Source organism: Paenibacillus sp. D9, from assembly GCF_001188365.1.
GTDB lineage: Bacteria > Bacillota > Bacilli > Paenibacillales > Paenibacillaceae > Paenibacillus_O > Paenibacillus_O humicus.
Genome location: NZ_JZEJ01000001.1, coordinates 190,622 through 207,580, shown reverse-complemented (window position 1 = coordinate 207,580; position 16,959 = coordinate 190,622). Strand labels below are relative to the sequence as shown.

The window sequence follows — 16,959 nt, the reverse complement described above, 5'->3', positions numbered from 1 at the left end:
GCAAGATCATGAAGATCGAGATCAGAAGTCGCAAGAAGAAGAATCGTTGAAAAAGACGGAGTGTAATCGCTATGACCAATTGGATGTCCGATCCTTCCATCGGACTGTTCGCTTCAGCCTGCTCCCTCACCGTGCTGGCCATGATGATGTTCATGTCCGTGCGCCTGTACCGCAGCTACCGGCGGCATCCCGTCTACCGGCTGCTGATCGTCGTGCTGCCGCTCCTGATGATGCTGCAGCTGCTTCAGGCTGCCGGAGCCGACGGCGGGACCTCTCCGCCGCTTCTTCAGCTCGGGACCAGACTGCTGGGCATCTTTGCTTTCATCATTATAAACTTTGTGTTCATGAAATTATACAGCCATCCCGCCGTCCGCCTCAAGGGTGCGCCCTTTTTCCTGATGGCGCTCGCCGCCGCTTTCATTGCGGGACTCGAGATCGCATTCAACCCGCGTCTGCTGGAGACTTCCGCCGGCGCACCGATCCCGTTCGTAGGCCTGGATTTCTATGGGATTCTCGTCAATTTCCTGATTTTGCTGGATACGAGAGGGGTCGAGCTGCGCACGAAGTATTCCGTCGGCCTCATGATTTACTTTGCCGGAGACCTGGCCCGCGTCACCGACCGCTACGTCTTCCAAGGCAGCGTGCCGATGCTGCTGCTGCTCTCGAGAATGCTGCCCGTCATTTACTTCATCCTGCTTTTCCTGCTGCTGTTCGAATGGGTAGTCGACAGGCTGCTGACGACTTACCGCTCATCCATTACCGACGGGCTGACGGGATTGTACAACCGCAAGCACTTTCATCAGAAGGCCGGCCAGATGATGGTCCGCGGCAAGGGAATCGCCGTCATCTTCGGCGACATCGACAACTTCAAGAAGCTGAACGACACTCATGGGCATCATCGGGCGGACGGGGTGCTCAAGCAGGTCGCCGAGATCATGCGGGAGATCAGCCAGAGCGGGGGCATAGCCGGCCGTTATGGAGGCGAGGAGCTGCTGCTCGCTGTCGGCTCCGGGGACAAGGCCGCCGAGATCGCGGAGCTGCTCCGGCGCCGGGTCGAAGAAGAATCCATCGTGACGATGAGCATCGGCGTCAGCTATTCCCGCAGCGGCAGCACCGTGGAGGAAGTCATCCGGGAAGCCGATGAAGCCATGTACCGCTCCAAGACGACGGGCAAGAACAAGGTGACGGTCGTCAATACGCCGGTCCGTTCGGGACGCGGCAAAAAAGCGGCTCCCTGAACATCAGGAAAGCCGCTTGATGGATGATGCCGTCTGGCCCCATGCATGCCGGATCGCGTCGGGAAGCTCGGCCAGGCTGGAGATGACGGCATCGGGCATGACCGCGATGGATTCGTTCCAGGGCTGGCTCCGCTTGAGCCATACGGCCCGCATCCCGCTGAGAAGAGCACCTTCGACGTCGTTGACGGGATGATCCCCGACGAAGAGACCCTGCTCGGGATTGACGTCGAGCTCAGCCAGAGCCTGGGCGAATATGAGAGGAGACGGCTTCTTGATACCGGCCGACTCCGAGACGACGATGGAGCCGAACCAGCCCCGAATGCCCAGCTTGTCGATCTTGCCGTTCTGGATGTCGTCCCTGCCGTTCGTGACGATGCCGAGTCTATAATAGGGACGTAGCGCGGACAACAGCTCTTTCATTCCCTCCATCGGAACGGCGGAAGCCACATAGTGCGTCTGGTAGTATCGGTACAGCTCTTCCCATCCCGCCGCCGGCCTGCACGGAAGGCGCTGCAGTATTTCCCGGAACAATTGCGGTTTGTCCTTGTATCCGTCTTCATCCCATTCGACGACAGAGTCGATCCAGCTCCGGCGTTCCTCGCCTTCGGCATCGGCGTAATCCTCCGCCAGCCTGGTGGCAAAGCGGAGGAAAGCGGCCTGGCGGTCGAGCAGCGTGTTGTCCAGGTCAAACAGGATCGCGCGTATCATCGGCATCGCCTCCACTGTCAAATCGTTTTGCCGCGATAACGGCCGGTTCTCAGCTCCAGCGTATAAGCCTCGGTATCGGGCATGCCGGCCTCGACGGCCAGCCGAACCGCCTCCTCGATATCATACGGCACCCGGATCAGCTGCAAGGAGAACGGAGCCATGTCGTCCTCCTGCTGCGATCCCTCCAGAACCGCATAAGAAGCTTGGGTCATATCCAGCGGGTTGCCTACGCTGCCGCAATTGAACAGCAGCCGGCCGTCCAGATGCTGGGCATAGGCTTGGTGGATATCGCCGTATCCAAGCACATCGGCCCTCTCCGCCTCTCCAAGCGGAGGCTCGAACATCGCCAGCCTCGTCTCTTCGGAATCCCAAGGCTGCACGCGCTTATACACGCTTTCCGGAGAGGCATGGAGCAGTCGAATGAGTCTGCCGCTCCGCACATATTCCGCGGAAAAGGGAAGATCGGCCAAATAGCGGAGCCGTTCCTCCCCGAGACGGGTTTGATGCCACCGGATGAATTCGAGCTCGGATTCCTTGCTGATGAAGTCGTCCCAGTTCCCCTTAATGACGGCTTCGCAGCTGCTGCGGATCCTGTCGACGGCTTCAGCCGAGCCCGGCCCCTTGCCGATCAGATCGCCCAAGCAGACGATCCGGCCGATTCCCCGTCTGGCGATGTCGCCGAGCACAGCCTCCAGCGCCGGCATATTGCCGTGGATATCCGAGATGATGGCGATTCTGTCCATAAGGGCTTCCTCCTTGATGAAGCGCGCCTGATCTAATCTATGCCGATGGCGGATTTGGCATATCTATCCGCCGGTTATCGTCGGCGCCTTATTTTGCCGGAGCTGCCGAACTTCGTCTTCGGCACGCTCTTGCGCGGAGACAGCCACGATCCGCTGCTGTCCGAGGAGGATCCGCTGCCCCGCTTGATCGTTCCTTTGCTTCCGCTCGAGGTCGTCGGATTGCGGTCGAAGAGGCCTCCGCTGTCGCTCGGACGATCCGTGACCTTGCCGCCTCGCTTGGTGATGAAGCCTTTTCCGGGCACGGTCAGAGGGGGCGCCATCTTTTTGTCCGACACGGTAGGCGTCCGGTACGAGCCGGTCGCCGGCTTGTAGACATCGCGGCCTGTATACCCGCGGTATTTGCCGTAGCTCCCGATTGTGTCGAACAGCTGTCCGACCAGCACAGCTGTCAAGTAGCCTTCCAGGAAGGAAGGGTTGTAGTTCCGCTGTATGAATTCCTTATTGTCGATCTCGATCAGCGTATCCCGGGGCTCGGCCGGATCCCTCTGCAGATGGTACCACTGGTCGGAATAGACGAGGAACATCCGCTCATCGTCCGAATCCGACATCTGCTGAGGCTTCTTCTGCTCCGCCAGCCTCGCCGCGACTTCCGGAACGGTCTCGCCGGCAGCCCGGTACACATAGGATGTCTGGCCGCCTTCCTTGCTTACCGACACGAGCGGGTACTGATCGCTTACTCTGGGAGCTCCGCAGCCGCTGAGCAGCGATACGATCAGCGTCGCGGCCAGGACCCACTTAAGGGCGTTCAACCACTTTTTGCCCATCTGCTAGCCCTCCTAGCTTCCCCGCAGCACCTTCACGTCGGCCGTAAGGATCGATTCCCCTTCATAGAGAAGAATTCTCCCTTCCTGCCATTCGATGCGGAGCAGCCTGCGGTCGTCGGATTGGTACTGCCATACATGTAGCTCCCCCGCCGCCTGATGCGGCGAGCGGCCCGTCACCTGGACCGGCGACGAATAGTTCTCTTCCAGGTAATAGTCTCTTCCGTCCAATTCCATTGTGGAAGGGATTTCTTCCATGGAATCCATTCTTCCGTCCACCGGAGCATACAACGTATACTCGGTGCTCTGACGGTCTTCGATATGAAGATAGCGCAGCTCCGTCCCGTCCTGGAGGGACAGGAACGTTTCCTTGCGCCTGACGTTCTGCGTCTTGCCGATGACCTCATAGGTGACCAGAGACACCTCGCATATATCGCCGGGTCCCAGCGTGAGCACGCTCTTTTCAGGCTTGGGCGGCTCCGGCTTCCGGAGGATGCCCGAGATTCGTTTGAACAGGCTCATCTCCCGTTCCCCCTGTCTATAAGTTCCGTCCTTGTGCGTTACAGCGTAGAAGCGACAATCAGCGCCCCGGTGAGATGCAGCGATCCAGCCAGCAGCGCATGGGCGATTTTGCCGTCCTTCGTCCCCTCGTCGAGATGGAAGCCTCCAAAGCGGTCCAGCAGCCGGCGAACGACTAGCTCGATGATCAGCAGGATGACAAAGGAGACGACCGACACGATCAACGCCTCGGACAAGCTGTAAGAGGTGCGCACCGCTTGGGCGAGTATGTATCCTTGTGCAAATAATTTCATGATAAACCGAGTCGTCACCGCTACATTCCCCTTGCGCATCTCCGCAAGATCCTTATAGCGGGTCGTCAGCGAATCGACGGCCATCAGCAAGGCCAGAAGCAGAGCTCCGGCAGCCGTCCAGGCGAAAGTTCCGGTCAAGAGCCGGACAGCGGATTCAAGCGTCATCAGAAGTTCCCCCGTTCATTAGATAAGGGGCGGCCGCGCCATGCGGCACGGCCTCCCCTTACAGCTTATTTTTCGTATTGCTTCAACAGGGCGGCCAGCTCATCCTCAACGGCCTTGTCCTTGCCCAGAGCCTCGAATTCCTCGTCGAGCGACTTGCCCTTGTCGTTCAGCACGTTGCTCGCCTCGGCTTGCGACTCCATCTGGAGCACCTTCTCCTCCATCCGCTTCAGTCCGGCCATTGCCGTATCGTTGCCGAAGCCGTTCATCGTACGGTTGATGTCCACTTGGGCTTTGGCCGCATTGGCGCTGGCTACGAGCGTCTCGCGCTTGCTCTTAAGGTCGGCCAGCTGCTTCTGCATCTGGCCGAGCTTCTCGCGCAAGTTGTCGGCGGACGCCTTGTTGCTGTCGTAAGCGGTCTTGAATTCGTCGCGCTTAGCTTCCGCGGATTTCTTCTCTTCCAAAGCGCGGCGGGCCAGATCGACATTGCCGTTCTGGGCGGCGAGATGGGCCTGCTCGTTGCGCTTCTGCACGAGCGCTTCCTGCTCTTCATACTGCTTTTTGAATCTTTTTTCAAGCGCGATCTGGGCGGCGACCGCCTTCTCGGCATCCTCCAGATCGTCGGCCATGTCACGGATGTATTGATCGGTCATTTTCACCGGATCCTCGGCTTTTTCAATCAGGGAGTACACATTGGAGAGCGTCAGGTCGCGAAGTCGTTTGAACAGGGACATGGTTTGTTTTCCTCCTTGGGTCGGTTCTGAATGGAATCGGCATCAGCATAGTTAGCTAGTAAGAAGCTCTGAACCGAGTTTTTTCTGCCGTTGAATCTACATACGGCGCAGCGGCAGGAAGGTTTCTTCCGCACCGCCTTTTTTTGCATGGATTAGAGCATGCGCCGTCAGGGTACAACTGTGGTAAAAGCTTCAACCGTTAATGGGGGTCTGCCGGGTGAAAATCGGACGTTTTTATCAAATCTGCATCAGCATCATTCTCGTGCTGCTCATCTTGTACCTGATGTCCAAGCTGGACTTCGTCTATCGTCCGGTGCTGCTTGCATTCAACATGCTCCTGCTGCCGTTTGTCGTGTCCTTCTTCTTCTATTACCTGTTCAGGCCGCTCGTCACCCAGCTCCACAAGTGGAACCTGCCCAAGTGGCTGGCCGTGCTGCTGCTGTTCATCCTGATCTTCTCCGTCTTCGCTCTGCTGATTGTGCTCGTATGGCCGCCTCTGCAGTCCCAGACACAGGAATTTTTGAACAACCTGCCCGCCTTGGCTTCCGCCGTTCAGGACCAGATCGACTACCTGCAGCAGCAGAGCATCGCGGGCTTCAGCCTGAAGGAGCTTGATCTGACGACCAAGGTGTCGACCTATCTGGAGCAGTTCATCAACTACGCTTCCACTTATCTCCAGGGTGCCGTGTCGATCGTGACTACGGTGTTCCTCGTCGTCGGCACGGTGCCGGTCCTCCTCTACTATATGCTGAAGGAAGACCGGAAAGGCTATACGTCGTTCGTCCGGTTCTCTCCGGCCAAATACCGCAGCGATGCCATCGAAATCTTCAACTCCATCGACAAGATGCTCAGCGAGTTCGTCATCGGGCGGGTCGTCTGCTGCCTTGCGCTCGGCGCTTTCTGCTACATCGGCTTTTTGATCGTAGACCTGCCGTATTCGCTGCTGCTGGCGATTTTTGTCGGCTCCATGAACATGATTCCCTATATCGGCTCCATTATCGGCGCGGTGCCATGCATTCTGATCGCCTTCACCGATTCCTTCTCGTCCGCCGTATGGGTTCTCGTCATCATCCTGATCGCCCAGCAGCTGGAAGGCAACCTGATCTCCCCGTTCGTCTACGGGCGGACGATGGACATCCACCCGCTCACCACGATCGTCGTCGTGCTGATCGCCGGGGCGGTCAGCGGCATCGTCGGCGTCATGATTTCCATTCCCGTCTACATGATGGCCAAAATCATCATCCTGCAGATCGCGGAGCATTACGAGAAGAGATCTCAGCCGGAAGGCTCTCCTTGAGTACGAAGGGAGGCTCGGCCGGAAGGCTCTCCTTGCTTTGGGAGCCGACTACGACAAGCTTGAAGCCTGCCTCTCCTTCAGCGGAGCCCGCTCGTTCCGTCCATTGGCATTTGCAAGCAGCCGCCTGTACCCAGGCGGCTTTTGGGCTTGCGGACGCAGCCGCATCACGCGGCTGTCCCCGAGTCCGAATCACTCCGGCGGCAGCCAGGTAATCTCTTCGACGGTCCAAGATGTGCCGCTGTAAGCCGCGTCGATTCCGATCTCGCGTGCGAATCTTCTCGGAATTCTCTTCACCGGAAGCGAGGTCGTCAGCTCCCGCTTCAGCACGGGAGCCGAGAACCGCACCGCGCCGGGCCCTTCCCAGCCAGCGGACAAAATGTCCCTGTCCGGAAACAGCTTGCGGGAAGCGCCGAACCCTGCCCGGTACCACGGATGCTCCTGATCCTTCGGCGTGCCGGGATCATTGAGGCAAGCGTACAGCGACAGGCTGTCGAACAGCTGCAGCCGCGCCATATCCAGCGCGGCCTCTTCCGCACTCGCACGCATATTCATGCGGATCCGCCTTTGCCTTACCTCCTCATGCTTGCGGAAGCCATCGACCTGCGCGCCTTCGAACCCTTCGAAAAATGCGGTGTAGAACAAGCTGATCAAAAGCCCCGCATAAGGACATACAGCCTCCGCCTCTTGTATGCCTCTCCGGTAGTAGGCCATCTTGGGCAGGAGAGGATAATCCTCGAATGCGAACGGCCTGCCGGCGGCGTCATTCCAGATCGGGGTCTCGTCCAGCTCGATCCAGCCGCGGTCATGCTGCTCGATCGCATACAGCCGCTCCGCGGAAAACCTTCCGATCGGCAAAAAGCTGTCGCACGCCGCTCTTGCCAGCGCCGCCGACAATGCGGCATGGTCATGCTGGCGGATCAGGACGAACTCTTCTTCCATTTCCCGAATGATCAGGGCAAACACCTCCTTACTCAGCTTAAAAAACAGCTATTGAACGGCTTCTTGCTGCCAGCCCTGTATGCCTCCCACTTTACCACATCCGCCAAGGGATGGAAAAGTCTGCAACTTCAAGCTTCCGCTTGCCGTCTTAAGGATAAAATCGTACCCGGAGAGGAGCGGCATAATGCCAATCAGACGAAAGGCCCGGATGTCCGCGGTTGTCCTCCTCGGCACGTCCATGCTCATGGCCGGCTGCGGAATGTCTGCCCAAGACAAGGAAGCGAAAGCGGAGAAAGAGTTCCGCAAGCAGTCCAGCCGCATCCAGAATCAGGAGCAGGCGCGGTCAGAGGCGGCTCTCAAGCTGAATGAGCCTTATGTGCAGGCAGCCGATGCCTTCGGGCTGTCGCTGTTCCGCGAGCTGGCCAAGACGGACAGGGACAAGAACATCGTCCTCTCTCCATACAGCGTCTCGGAGGCTCTCGGAATGGCTTGGAGCGGAAGCGGCGGCGGGACCAAGGCGGAAATGGCGAAAGCGCTTGGCTGGAACGGCTCTCATCCGGACGAGATCGCGGCCGGCTCAAAAAAGCTTCGTTCCTATCTCCGCCTTCCGGCGGAGGGCATCAAGCTTAAGGCGTCGAATTCCTTCTGGTATCAGAAAGGCCTGCATCTCCTTGAGCCTTATGAAGCCGCGCTCAAGAACAGCTATGAGGCCGACCTGCAGGCCGTCGACATGCCTTCGCCCAAAACGGTCAAGGCTTTGAACGAATGGGTCTCCAAGCATACCGAGGGGATGATCGAATCCGTCTTTGATCCCTCCCAAACGCTGAATCCGGATGATCGCGCCATCATGATGAACGCCGTTTATTTCAAAGGGGCCTGGAAGGATGAATTCGACCCTGTCCGGACAAAGCCGGAGCCGTTCCACACGATGGACGGGAATGTTCAAAAGGTCCCGATGATGCAGAGATCCGGTTCTTATGCGCATGTGAAGACGGAACGCCTGGAAGCGGTCCGGATTCCGTATCTTCAGGACAAGCTCGACCTGCTCGTCGTCGTGCCGCAGAGTGGGCTCGGCGTTCCGGATATCGTCGCCGATCTGGAGCGGTACGGGGTTTGGAAGGACGAGCTGGCTCTCTCCTCGGGATCCGTCGCGCTTCCGAGGTTCAAGGCATCTTATAAGGCCGATCTGATTCCGGTCATGAAAACTTTCGGCGTGCAGGACGCCTTCTCGAGCGGAACATCGGATTTCACCGGCATGTTTGAGCCTTCCGCCCTTTCTTCCGGCCTTTTTATCAATCTCATCCAGCATCAGGCTGTCCTCGAGGTCAATGAAAAAGGAACCGAAGCGGCAGCCGTTACTGCGCTCGGAATGGCCGGCTCGAGCGCTCCCTCCGATCCTTTCTCATTCCGAGCAGACCGCCCGTTCTTTTATGCCGTCGAAGACACGACCTCGGGGATGTGGCTGTTCCTCGGCGCCATCAACGATCCTCTCGCAGCGTAAGTGCCGTTCAGGCTTCCCCTCGACCGGGAGGCCTGCCGCGGGTTTCCATGATATCGATGATCCTTCCGATTCCAGTGAGCAGCAATCCCCCTATCAGGCATGCCAAAAAGCTGATATAGATATAGTCGCCGGCAATGCTGAAGCTGAACGCGCTTCCGAATACGGCGATCAGAATGCCTGCGATCATCAAATATAAACCCATCCGCATCCTCCTTTTGTTGCGTTTTGTTCCGATATGACCACAAAAAGATTGCCATTAAGCCTCATAGCCGATACAATGGGAACAAATAAAGTTTAAGGGCTTTAACTTTGGTTCAACCCCGTTTCGGCTTTGCAAACCGCAAAATTTTTTTCGTCAAAAGTTTAAGCGTTATAACTTTCGAATTTGCCGCACCAAGGAAACTTTCTACTCAGGGGGCACGGCTCATGAAACCAAGCATATTCGATGTCGCCAAGCGCTCCGGCTTGTCGGTCGTGACGGTATCCCGAGTGCTCAACGGGAGCGGCAACGTCCGCGAGAACAACAGGCTGAAAGTGCTCAGCGCGATGAAAGAGCTGGACTACCGTCCAAGCGCCGCAGCCCGGACGCTGGCGCGCGGAAGCACGGGCGTCATCGGACTCACCCTTTCAACGCTCCAGGATTCCGTATTCGACGCCATCGTAAAGAGCGTTCATGACGAGCTGTCGGCTCAAGGCTATTTTCTGGCGCTGTCGATCGCGCCGGAATCCGGCGAGCCGGGCAGCAGCTATCTCATCCGCGAGAACCGGGTGGACGGGGTCATCGTCCTGTCGCCTTCCGACGAAGACGAAATCGTCCGCGAATTGGAGCAGAGCGGCATTCCATACATCGTCATCGACAGTCAGGACGCCAAGTCCGCCCCGTCCACCGTCAAGGTCGACCATGAGACCGGAGGCTATATGGCCTGCAGGCATTTGACGGAACTGGGGCTGCGGAAGATCGCTCATCTGAGCGGGCCTGCTCATTACGACAGCACTCGGGAACGCAAGAGCGGGTTTCTGAGAGCTCTTCAGGAGGCCGGACTGGAGCCGTTCCTGATCGAGGCGGGCGACTACTCCATCGAGAACGGCTACCGCAGCGCAAGACGCTGGCTCGAAGAGAACCGGCTTCCGGAGGCTGTATTCGCGGGGGACGATTACATTGCAGCCGGAATCATCAACGCCCTGCAGGAAGCGGGGCTTTCGGTGCCGCGAGACCTTTCCGTCGTCGGCTTCGACGATCAGAACCTGGCCTCCCTGCTCCATCCCCTGCTGACGACGGTCCGGCAGCCGGTCCTTCCCATCGCCCAGGCGGCCGTGCACGCCCTTATGGCCCGAATGGAGGATGGCGCAGCGCCGGAAGGCGTCGTTATCCAACCGGAGCTTGTCATCCGGGAATCGACCGGACGAAGCGCAAGCCCTATGGTGGACAATCAGGAAAAAGGAGACACTCCATGAGCTATTATGTAGGAATCGATGCCGGAGGCAGCAAAACGTATGCGCTTGTGTGCGACCATACAGGCCGGATTGCAGGCAAAGGAAGCGCAGGCGGAGGCAATCATCAGAACGGCTATGAGGAAGCCCGCTCCAACCTCTCCATCTCCCTCCAGCAAGCTCTCGACGAGGCGGGAATTTCAGCCGCAGACGTCGATCATGCCTGTTTCGGGCTGGCGGGAGCCGATCGGGAGGCGGACTTCCGCATTCTGCATCGGCTTGTGAACAGCCTCGGCTTCACGGAAAGGTATACGATCGTCTGCGATACGATCATCGGCCTGCGCGCAGGCACCCGCCGTCCCTACGGGGTTTCCGTCATATGCGGCACCGGAGTGAACTGCGCTGGCGTCGCTCCTGACGGCCGGACGTACCAATGCGGTGGCTTCAGCTACATGTACGGGGATTGGGGCGGCGGAGGCGGCTTATGCGTCGAAGTGTTCCGTGCGGTCGTCCGCTCCTGGGACGGCCGAGGCGCCGCCACGCAGCTGACGCCGATGCTGCTCGGACTGCTCGGTTACGGCACGGTCGACGAGATGTTCCATGATTATCTCGACCATAACCGCAGCGTGCCGCTGGATGCCGTGCGCCTGCTGTTCCAGGCCGCCGGGAGCGGGGATGACGTCGCTCTGGGCATCCTGCGCGAACAGGGCAAGGAGCTGGCCTTGTCCGTCCAAGCGGTCGTCTCCAAGCTGGGCCTAGGCGGAATCCCGTTCGACGTCGTGCTCGCAGGCAGCCTGCTTACACGCGGCGACGCCGGCTGGATCAGCGGCCCTATCCAGGCGATGCTGAAGGATGCCGCTCCTCTGGCTTCGCTCGTGAAGCTGGAGATCGAGCCGGTCATCGGTGCGTTATGGAGCGCGCTCGACGCCTGCGGCCGGGAGATTACCGGCGAGATGTATGCCGCCATGGGCCGGTACCAGAATTTCGAGGACATCCGGCCTTCAGGCGGGCAGCTCTGATTTCCGGCGCTTCCCTGCCAGCTTCAAGCGGCATGACAGCCGCCCAATCCAACGGAAATGAGTGATCGTGCATGAGCAAAGGATTAAAAGTTGCCGTTATCGGCGGAGGCTCTTCCTATACGCCAGAGCTAGTCGAAGGATTTATCCGTTATTACGATTCCTTGCCGGTAAGAGAACTGTGGCTCGTCGATATCGAAGCCGGCTTGTGGAAGCTGAACATCGTTGGAGAGCTGGCCAAGCGCATGGTGGAGAAGTCAGGCCTTCCGATCGAAGTCCATCTGACGACGGACCGCCGGCTCGCCATCGCCGGTGCCGACTTCGTAAGCACGCAGATGCGGGTAGGCATGCTAGAGGCGCGCGGCCAGGATGAGGCGATTCCGCTCAAATACGGAGTCATCGGTCAAGAGACGACCGGCCCCGGAGGCATGATGAAGGCGCTGCGCACGATTCCGGTGCTGCTGGATATTTGCCGGGATATCGAAGAGCTGGCGCCGCAGGCGTGGCTGCTCAACTTCACCAACCCGGCCGGCATGGTGACCGAGGCCATCCACAAGCATTCCTCGGTCCGCAGCGTCGGATTGTGCAACGCTCCGATCGGCCTGCTCAAGTGGCTTTCCGGCAAATACGGCACGACGACGGACCGGGTCTACGCCGAGTTCGTCGGCCTCAATCATCTTCACTGGGTCAGCCGCGCCGAGGTCGACGGCGTCGACCGCCTGCCGGAGCTGCTGCGCGGCGACGATTCCTTCTCCGCCGCCAACGTCGCAGCCGGGGAATGGGACCCCGCCTTTATCCAAGGACTTCGTTCGCTGCCTTCCTACTATCTCAAATACTACTACATGACGGATGCCATGCTTGCCGAGCAGCAGGAATCCCTGCGCAAAAACGGCAACCGTGCCGAGGTAGTGAAGCGCGTAGAGGCCGAGCTGTTCGACCTGTACAAGGATCCCGACCTGAGCGAGAAGCCGAAGCAGCTGGAGCAGCGGGGCGGCGCCTATTATTCCGAAGCTGCCGTCAACCTCATGCGCTCGCTCTACAACAGCACCGGCGACGTGCAGACGCTGAACGTGGCGAACAACGGCATCCTGGATTTCCTCCCGGACGACGCTTGCATCGAGGTCAACTGCCTCGTTACCTCCCAAGGTCCCGTTCCGCTCCAGCTGACGGCCGTCCCCGCGCAGGCCAAAGGGCTCATCCATGCCGTCAAAACGTACGAAGCGCTCGCGATCGAAGCAGCCGTAACCGGCGACCGCAGCCTGGCGCTGCAGGCGATGGCTCATCATCCTCTCGTTCCGTCCGTCGCTGTCGCGAAGGAGCTGCTGGCTGAAATGCTGGAAGCGAACCGCAGCTACCTGCCCAAGTTCTTTCCCTCTTGACGCATGGCTGACGGCAGCCCGAAAAGAGGCCGGATAGGATGCGTTGAACATCGCCAGTAGAGCGGGCAGCCTCAAACAAATCCGCCTCGTCTGCCTTTGGAATAAAAAGAGTCCTGGCGCCAGCTTTTGGCCCAGGACTCTTTGTCGTATGCAGCATCTGTCTGGCGAGCCTGCGGTCCGGACAGCACAGCCATCCGCTGAAGCCGCTCCCCCTTGGCATGCCTGCGAGGCCCTTGGACCCGGCCTCAGGCGGCCGATCATGTCGTTGCAGCCTGCGCCTCCGCCGGCCTTTCCCCCGCCGCCGTTCCGGGCAGCCACCGATCCAGGAAAGCCGTCACGGCGGCATCGTAATGCTCCGGGGATTTTTGGCGGGCAACCCCATGCTCCGCATCCGGCACGAGCAGCAGCTGCTTCGGCTGCGGGCAAGCCTCGTACAGCTTCATCCCCATCCACGTCGGCACGAACGTATCCGCCTCGCCGTGGATGAACAGCATCGGCACCTTCGCCTTCTTGACCTGTTCAAGAGCGGAAGCCTCGCCGAAGAAATAGCCGGCCCGGAGCTTGGTCACCAGGCTCGTCAGGGGCAAAAACGGAAACGCCGGCAGCTTGTACATCCGCTTGAGCTGATAGACGAGCTCGTCCTTCGCGGATGTGTAGGGGCAATCGGCCACGATCGCCTTCACCTGGGGAGGCAATTCCTCGCCGCTCGTCATGCATACCGTGGCGCCGCCCATCGATACCCCATGCAGAACGATTTCCGCGCCGGAGCCGATCCTCCCGGCCGCCCAGTCGATCCAGCGGACATAATCCTTGCGTTCATGCCAGCCGAAGCCGATATAGCCGCCTCCGCTCCTGCCGTGCCCTCGCGCGTCAGGCATGAGCACGTTCCACCCCAGAACTTCAGCGTAGTAACGGGCAAACACAGCCATCTGCGCCGCCTCTCCCGAATAGCCGTGTGCCAGGATGGCGGTACGGCCGCTTTCAGCCTTGCTCGGAAGCCAATAGGCTTGCAGGTCCAGGCCGTCGTCGGAAACCAGATGGACCCGCTCCGGGTGCCGGCCTCGGAGCCATACCTGCTCTTCCCTCTCGGATGGGTCCAGTTGGGAGACGGACGCTTCCTTCGGAGGGAGATCGGGGTTGCCTTCCAGATAAGTCTTGGGCGTGCGCGCGATGGCGACGCGATAGAAATACATGCTGGCCGCCGCCAGCAGAAGCAGCAAAGCGGCCGCGGCCGCAGCCGTCCAAAGCCAAATCGACATGGCGTTTCCGTGTTCCTTTCGCTGGAGGATCCTGCTGTCTTTCTTGCACCTGCGGTTCCGATGACCGCCTATGCAATACAGTATATCCTATCCGGGAAATTCCTGCATGCCTGCCGGCGAATTCCGCAGCAGACGTTGCCGGAACGAGCCCCTCTCCAGGACAGCAAAAAAGGCTGGTCCGGGCAGCCCGGACCAGCCTTAGCTCAGCTTTGTTTATTTGACGACTTTGACGCGAGTCTCGATTGGAGCGAACTGTTTTTCCCCGGCAGGAGCCATAGGCTTGCCGAACGGCATTTGAGCGATCAGCTTCCAGCTCTCGGGCAGCTCCCAAGTCTGCTTGACCTGCTCGTCGATGAGCGGATTGTAATGCTGCAGAGAAGCGCCGAGACCTTCCGCCTCGAGTGCCGTCCATACGACGAATTGCAGCATGCCGGACGATTGGCTGGACCATTTCGGGAAGTTGTCCTGGTAGGTCGGGAACTGATCTTGAAGGCCCCGCACGACATTCTCGTCCTCGAAGAACAAGACCGTGCCGTAGCCGGCTTTGAAGCCCGCCATGCGCTGCTCGGTCTGATCAAAGCCTTCGCCGCCGCCGGTCACGACGCGAAGCGTCTCCAGCGTCAGATCCCACAGCTTGTCGGATTGCTCGTTGAAAAGCACCAGTACGCGGGAGCTTTGGGAATTGAAAGCCGATGGCGTATGGTTGACGGCTTCTTCAATAATGGATTGCACTTTTTCTTCGGAGACCACTTTTTCCTTGCTGATGGCATAAAGAGAACGACGACCTTTTACCGCTGCGAAAAATTGTTCGGAAGACATGTGGTTTAACCTCCAATAAAGTGGGTTTATTTTAGTTACTTAAGTAACGCACTTTTTTAGTGTAACTGATGAATCGGGCTTTTTCAAGAGTCGATGCCAAAACGTGTCAAATGATTTTGCAAGCCTTCCGCCTGCAATACCCGGATTTGTACAGGACCAAACAAATCCATATGAGGATAGCGCTCCCTGCGGTGAATATACCGAGGGTCAAGCCCATGCTTGCGGCACCATGACTCCAGCTTGACGATGTCGCTGCAGCCGGCTTTTGTCACGGTTTTCACGCCGGGGAACCGTTCGTCGATCCAATAATGGGTCAAGAAAGCGAGTTCTCCCCGCGCAACGGCCGCCTTCCAGCTCTGCAGCTCTTCCCTCCGGATCCCGAAGGCCACCTTCAGTTCCCTTCGGCCGCCGGCTGGCCGTCAATGATCGACTTGACCCGTCCGACTTGGCCGTCGGCCAGCCGCACCTTGATCCCATGCGGATGCGCAGGCGATTTGGTCAGCAGATCCTTCACGATGCCCCGGGTCAGCTTGCCGCTTCTCTGGTCTTGCTTGAGCACGATATCTACGGTCATGCCCGGCCGGATAGACGCACGGTTGCTTCCGTTCATCCTCCATCATCCTTTCCTTTGCAGGCTCATAATATGCCTTTGTCCGTCACAGACTATCATACCCGGAGCCGGCGGGCAAAAAAACGGCGTGGAATGCCCCGGAAATTCACCCGATGCCGTGTGCATCCGCACGCGCTTGCTGGTATACTGGTAAGGATACAGCGAAGCCGGCAGGCGCCGGCGCACAATCAGGAAATGAGGAACCCCATTCATGTCATCATCATTCACCGCCCTCGGCATCAGGACCGAGCTTGCCGGACGCCTGGCGCAGGAAGGCATCTCGGAGCCGACTCCGGTGCAGGAGACCGCAATTCCCGTCCTTCTCCAAGGAAAGGACGTTATCGTACAAGCTCAGACCGGCACAGGCAAAACGCTTGCATTTGCTCTGCCTGCCCTTCAGCAGATCAATCCGGGCAAAACATATACGCAGGCTTTGATTCTCACGCCGACGCGAGAGCTTGCCATACAGATTACGGGCGAGCTGGCCAAGCTGGCCCCTGTGCTCGGCATTACGGTACTGGCCGCATACGGCGGGCAAGACGTCGAATCCCAGATTCGGAAGCTCAAGAATGCCGCCCCGCATGTCGTCGTGGCGACTCCGGGCAGGCTGCTCGACCATTTGCGCCGGGAGACGGTCACGCTGAGCTCCATCCGCATGCTCGTGCTCGACGAGGCCGACCAGATGCTCCACATGGGCTTCCTGTCCGAAGTGGAGGCCATTATCGACCAATGCTCCATCAAGCGCCAGACGATGCTGTTCTCGGCCACCATGCCGGATGCCGTCAAGCAGCTGGCTGCCCGCTACATGGACGTGCCCCAGGATATCCGCATCAAGAGCGCGGCCGTGACGCTCGACGCCATCGAGCAGCGTGTCGTCATCACGACGGACCGCAACAAGCAGCCGCTCCTGCTCCGCTTGCTCGAGACGGAGAATCCTTATCTTGCGGTCGTCTTCTGCCGCACGAAGCTGCGCGCCAAGAAGCTTACCGAAGCGCTGCAGGAAGCCGGCGTTCCCGCCGACGAGCTGCACGGCGATCTGACGCAGGCCAAGCGCGAAGCCGTCATGAAGCGGTTCCGCTCCGCAAGGCTGCAGGTGCTCGTCGCGACGGACGTAGCGGCGCGCGGTCTCGACGTCGAAGGCGTCACCCACGTGTTTAACTATGACGCCCCTGCCGACGGCGACACCTATATCCATCGGATCGGTCGGACAGGCCGTGCCGGAGAATCCGGCAAAGCGATCACGCTCGCGACTGCCCGCGACCGTGCGAGCCTGGAGGCGGTGGAGCAAAAAATCCGCGCTTCCATCAAGCGCATCCAAGGTTCGGAGTACGGCATCGGGCTCGAAGCCGGCACCGAGCGCTTTGATGCCGAGCCGCGCTCCCCTCGCACGGGCGGACGCAGCTCCGGCGGACGCAAGGCTCCAGCAGGCGGACGCGGCTCCAGCCGCCCAGGCTCCCGCGATAGCGGCGGGGGGGGCCCCGCCGGGCCGT

The 16,959-nt window shown here is 59.4% G+C and carries 19 protein-coding genes; 7 read left to right on the top strand and 12 right to left on the bottom strand.

What is annotated here, in order from left to right; translation table 11 throughout:
* The first annotated feature begins 71 nt into the window (after positions 1-71).
* Complete coding sequence (locus VE23_RS00965) at positions 72-1,238, top strand: GGDEF domain-containing protein (RefSeq protein ID WP_069202411.1); 1,167 nt, start codon at positions 72-74, stop codon at positions 1,236-1,238.
* Between the two features lie 3 nt (positions 1,239-1,241).
* Here VE23_RS00965 and VE23_RS00960 read toward each other — a convergent pair whose 3' ends face one another.
* From VE23_RS00960 to VE23_RS00935, 6 genes are all read right to left on the bottom strand, one after another.
* The gene (locus tag VE23_RS00960) at positions 1,242-1,946 is read right to left on the bottom strand and encodes an HAD family hydrolase (protein ID WP_048744555.1); all 705 of its coding nucleotides are present in this window, start codon (positions 1,944-1,946) and stop codon (positions 1,242-1,244) included.
* Between the two features lie 17 nt (positions 1,947-1,963).
* Positions 1,964-2,689 carry a metallophosphoesterase family protein gene (locus VE23_RS00955; RefSeq protein WP_048744557.1) on the bottom strand — a complete coding sequence of 242 codons (726 nt, stop codon included), beginning with the start codon at positions 2,687-2,689 and terminating at the stop codon, positions 1,964-1,966.
* Positions 2,690-2,763: 74 nt separating this feature from the next.
* Positions 2,764-3,513, bottom strand: a complete 750-nt coding sequence (locus VE23_RS00950) for a DUF4247 domain-containing protein (RefSeq protein WP_049867094.1) — start codon at positions 3,511-3,513, stop codon at positions 2,764-2,766.
* Positions 3,514-3,525: 12 nt separating this feature from the next.
* The gene (locus VE23_RS00945) at positions 3,526-4,032 is read right to left on the bottom strand and encodes a DUF4178 domain-containing protein (RefSeq protein WP_048744561.1); all 507 of its coding nucleotides are present in this window, start codon (positions 4,030-4,032) and stop codon (positions 3,526-3,528) included.
* Positions 4,033-4,070: 38 nt separating this feature from the next.
* Complete coding sequence (locus VE23_RS00940) at positions 4,071-4,487, bottom strand: DUF350 domain-containing protein (protein WP_048744563.1); 417 nt, start codon at positions 4,485-4,487, stop codon at positions 4,071-4,073.
* Positions 4,488-4,552: 65 nt separating this feature from the next.
* Complete coding sequence (locus tag VE23_RS00935; protein WP_049867093.1) at positions 4,553-5,218, bottom strand: PspA/IM30 family protein; 666 nt, start codon at positions 5,216-5,218, stop codon at positions 4,553-4,555.
* A 217-nt stretch (positions 5,219-5,435) separates the two neighbouring features.
* On the opposite strand from VE23_RS00935, the gene VE23_RS00930 reads away from it, so the two are divergent.
* Entirely contained in the window at positions 5,436-6,515 is a 1,080-nt protein-coding gene (locus tag VE23_RS00930; protein WP_048744567.1) for an AI-2E family transporter, read from the top strand.
* A 189-nt stretch (positions 6,516-6,704) separates the two neighbouring features.
* On the opposite strand, the gene VE23_RS00925 is transcribed toward VE23_RS00930, so the two are convergent.
* On the bottom strand, positions 6,705-7,478 hold the full coding sequence (locus tag VE23_RS00925) for a DUF3891 family protein (RefSeq protein WP_157053884.1): 774 nt from the start codon (positions 7,476-7,478) through the stop codon (positions 6,705-6,707).
* A 160-nt stretch (positions 7,479-7,638) separates the two neighbouring features.
* Between VE23_RS00925 and VE23_RS00920 the strand changes: the two genes are divergently transcribed.
* Entirely contained in the window at positions 7,639-8,955 is a 1,317-nt protein-coding gene (locus VE23_RS00920; RefSeq protein WP_198156120.1) for a serpin family protein, read from the top strand.
* A 7-nt stretch (positions 8,956-8,962) separates the two neighbouring features.
* Here VE23_RS00920 and VE23_RS00915 read toward each other — a convergent pair whose 3' ends face one another.
* On the bottom strand, positions 8,963-9,157 hold the full coding sequence (locus VE23_RS00915; RefSeq protein WP_021877838.1) for a hypothetical protein: 195 nt from the start codon (positions 9,155-9,157) through the stop codon (positions 8,963-8,965).
* Between the two features lie 224 nt (positions 9,158-9,381).
* Between VE23_RS00915 and VE23_RS00910 the strand changes: the two genes are divergently transcribed.
* From VE23_RS00910 to VE23_RS00900, 3 genes are all read left to right on the top strand, one after another.
* Positions 9,382-10,410, top strand: a complete 1,029-nt coding sequence (locus VE23_RS00910) for a LacI family DNA-binding transcriptional regulator (RefSeq protein WP_049867090.1) — start codon at positions 9,382-9,384, stop codon at positions 10,408-10,410.
* A complete protein-coding gene (locus VE23_RS00905) occupies positions 10,407-11,405 on the top strand; it encodes an N-acetylglucosamine kinase (protein ID WP_049867089.1) in 999 nt (332 codons plus the stop codon). Before VE23_RS00910 ends, VE23_RS00905 begins: the two co-directional genes overlap by 4 nt.
* Before the next feature lie 71 nt (positions 11,406-11,476).
* Complete coding sequence (locus VE23_RS00900) at positions 11,477-12,781, top strand: 6-phospho-beta-glucosidase (protein WP_049867088.1); 1,305 nt, start codon at positions 11,477-11,479, stop codon at positions 12,779-12,781.
* Between the two features lie 257 nt (positions 12,782-13,038).
* Here VE23_RS00900 and VE23_RS00895 read toward each other — a convergent pair whose 3' ends face one another.
* From VE23_RS00895 to VE23_RS00880, 4 genes are all read right to left on the bottom strand, one after another.
* Positions 13,039-14,040, bottom strand: a complete 1,002-nt coding sequence (locus VE23_RS00895; RefSeq protein WP_048744576.1) for an alpha/beta hydrolase — start codon at positions 14,038-14,040, stop codon at positions 13,039-13,041.
* 213 nt (positions 14,041-14,253) lie between these two features.
* Positions 14,254-14,859 carry a nitroreductase family protein gene (locus tag VE23_RS00890; RefSeq protein WP_049867087.1) on the bottom strand — a complete coding sequence of 202 codons (606 nt, stop codon included), beginning with the start codon at positions 14,857-14,859 and terminating at the stop codon, positions 14,254-14,256.
* An 83-nt stretch (positions 14,860-14,942) separates the two neighbouring features.
* A complete protein-coding gene (locus VE23_RS00885; protein WP_049867086.1) occupies positions 14,943-15,248 on the bottom strand; it encodes a hypothetical protein in 306 nt (101 codons plus the stop codon).
* A gap of 2 nt (positions 15,249-15,250) precedes the next feature.
* A complete protein-coding gene (locus VE23_RS00880) occupies positions 15,251-15,469 on the bottom strand; it encodes a YwbE family protein (RefSeq protein WP_049867085.1) in 219 nt (72 codons plus the stop codon).
* A 211-nt stretch (positions 15,470-15,680) separates the two neighbouring features.
* Between VE23_RS00880 and VE23_RS00875 the strand changes: the two genes are divergently transcribed.
* Positions 15,681-16,959: DEAD/DEAH box helicase (locus VE23_RS00875; RefSeq protein ID WP_084781207.1), on the top strand; the 1,279-nt coding region annotated here is incomplete at its 3' end.

Coding starts and splice junctions, on each gene's coding strand:
- VE23_RS00895 (WP_048744576.1), bottom strand. CDS start 14,040: ATGTCGATTTGGCTTTGGACGGCTGCGGCCGCGGCCGCTTTGCTGCTT.
- VE23_RS00940 (WP_048744563.1), bottom strand. CDS start 4,487: ATGACGCTTGAATCCGCTGTCCGGCTCTTGACCGGAACTTTCGCCTGG.
- VE23_RS00900 (WP_049867088.1), top strand. CDS start 11,477: ATGAGCAAAGGATTAAAAGTTGCCGTTATCGGCGGAGGCTCTTCCTAT.
- VE23_RS00915 (WP_021877838.1), bottom strand. CDS start 9,157: ATGGGTTTATATTTGATGATCGCAGGCATTCTGATCGCCGTATTCGGA.
- VE23_RS00950 (WP_049867094.1), bottom strand. CDS start 3,513: ATGGGCAAAAAGTGGTTGAACGCCCTTAAGTGGGTCCTGGCCGCGACG.
- VE23_RS00905 (WP_049867089.1), top strand. CDS start 10,407: ATGAGCTATTATGTAGGAATCGATGCCGGAGGCAGCAAAACGTATGCG.
- VE23_RS00920 (WP_198156120.1), top strand. CDS start 7,639: ATGCCAATCAGACGAAAGGCCCGGATGTCCGCGGTTGTCCTCCTCGGC.
- VE23_RS00960 (WP_048744555.1), bottom strand. CDS start 1,946: ATGATACGCGCGATCCTGTTTGACCTGGACAACACGCTGCTCGACCGC.
- VE23_RS00935 (WP_049867093.1), bottom strand. CDS start 5,218: ATGTCCCTGTTCAAACGACTTCGCGACCTGACGCTCTCCAATGTGTAC.
- VE23_RS00890 (WP_049867087.1), bottom strand. CDS start 14,859: ATGTCTTCCGAACAATTTTTCGCAGCGGTAAAAGGTCGTCGTTCTCTT.
- VE23_RS00945 (WP_048744561.1), bottom strand. CDS start 4,032: ATGAGCCTGTTCAAACGAATCTCGGGCATCCTCCGGAAGCCGGAGCCG.
- VE23_RS00880 (WP_049867085.1), bottom strand. CDS start 15,469: ATGAACGGAAGCAACCGTGCGTCTATCCGGCCGGGCATGACCGTAGAT.
- VE23_RS00955 (WP_048744557.1), bottom strand. CDS start 2,689: ATGGACAGAATCGCCATCATCTCGGATATCCACGGCAATATGCCGGCG.
- VE23_RS00965 (WP_069202411.1), top strand. CDS start 72: ATGACCAATTGGATGTCCGATCCTTCCATCGGACTGTTCGCTTCAGCC.
- VE23_RS00910 (WP_049867090.1), top strand. CDS start 9,382: ATGAAACCAAGCATATTCGATGTCGCCAAGCGCTCCGGCTTGTCGGTC.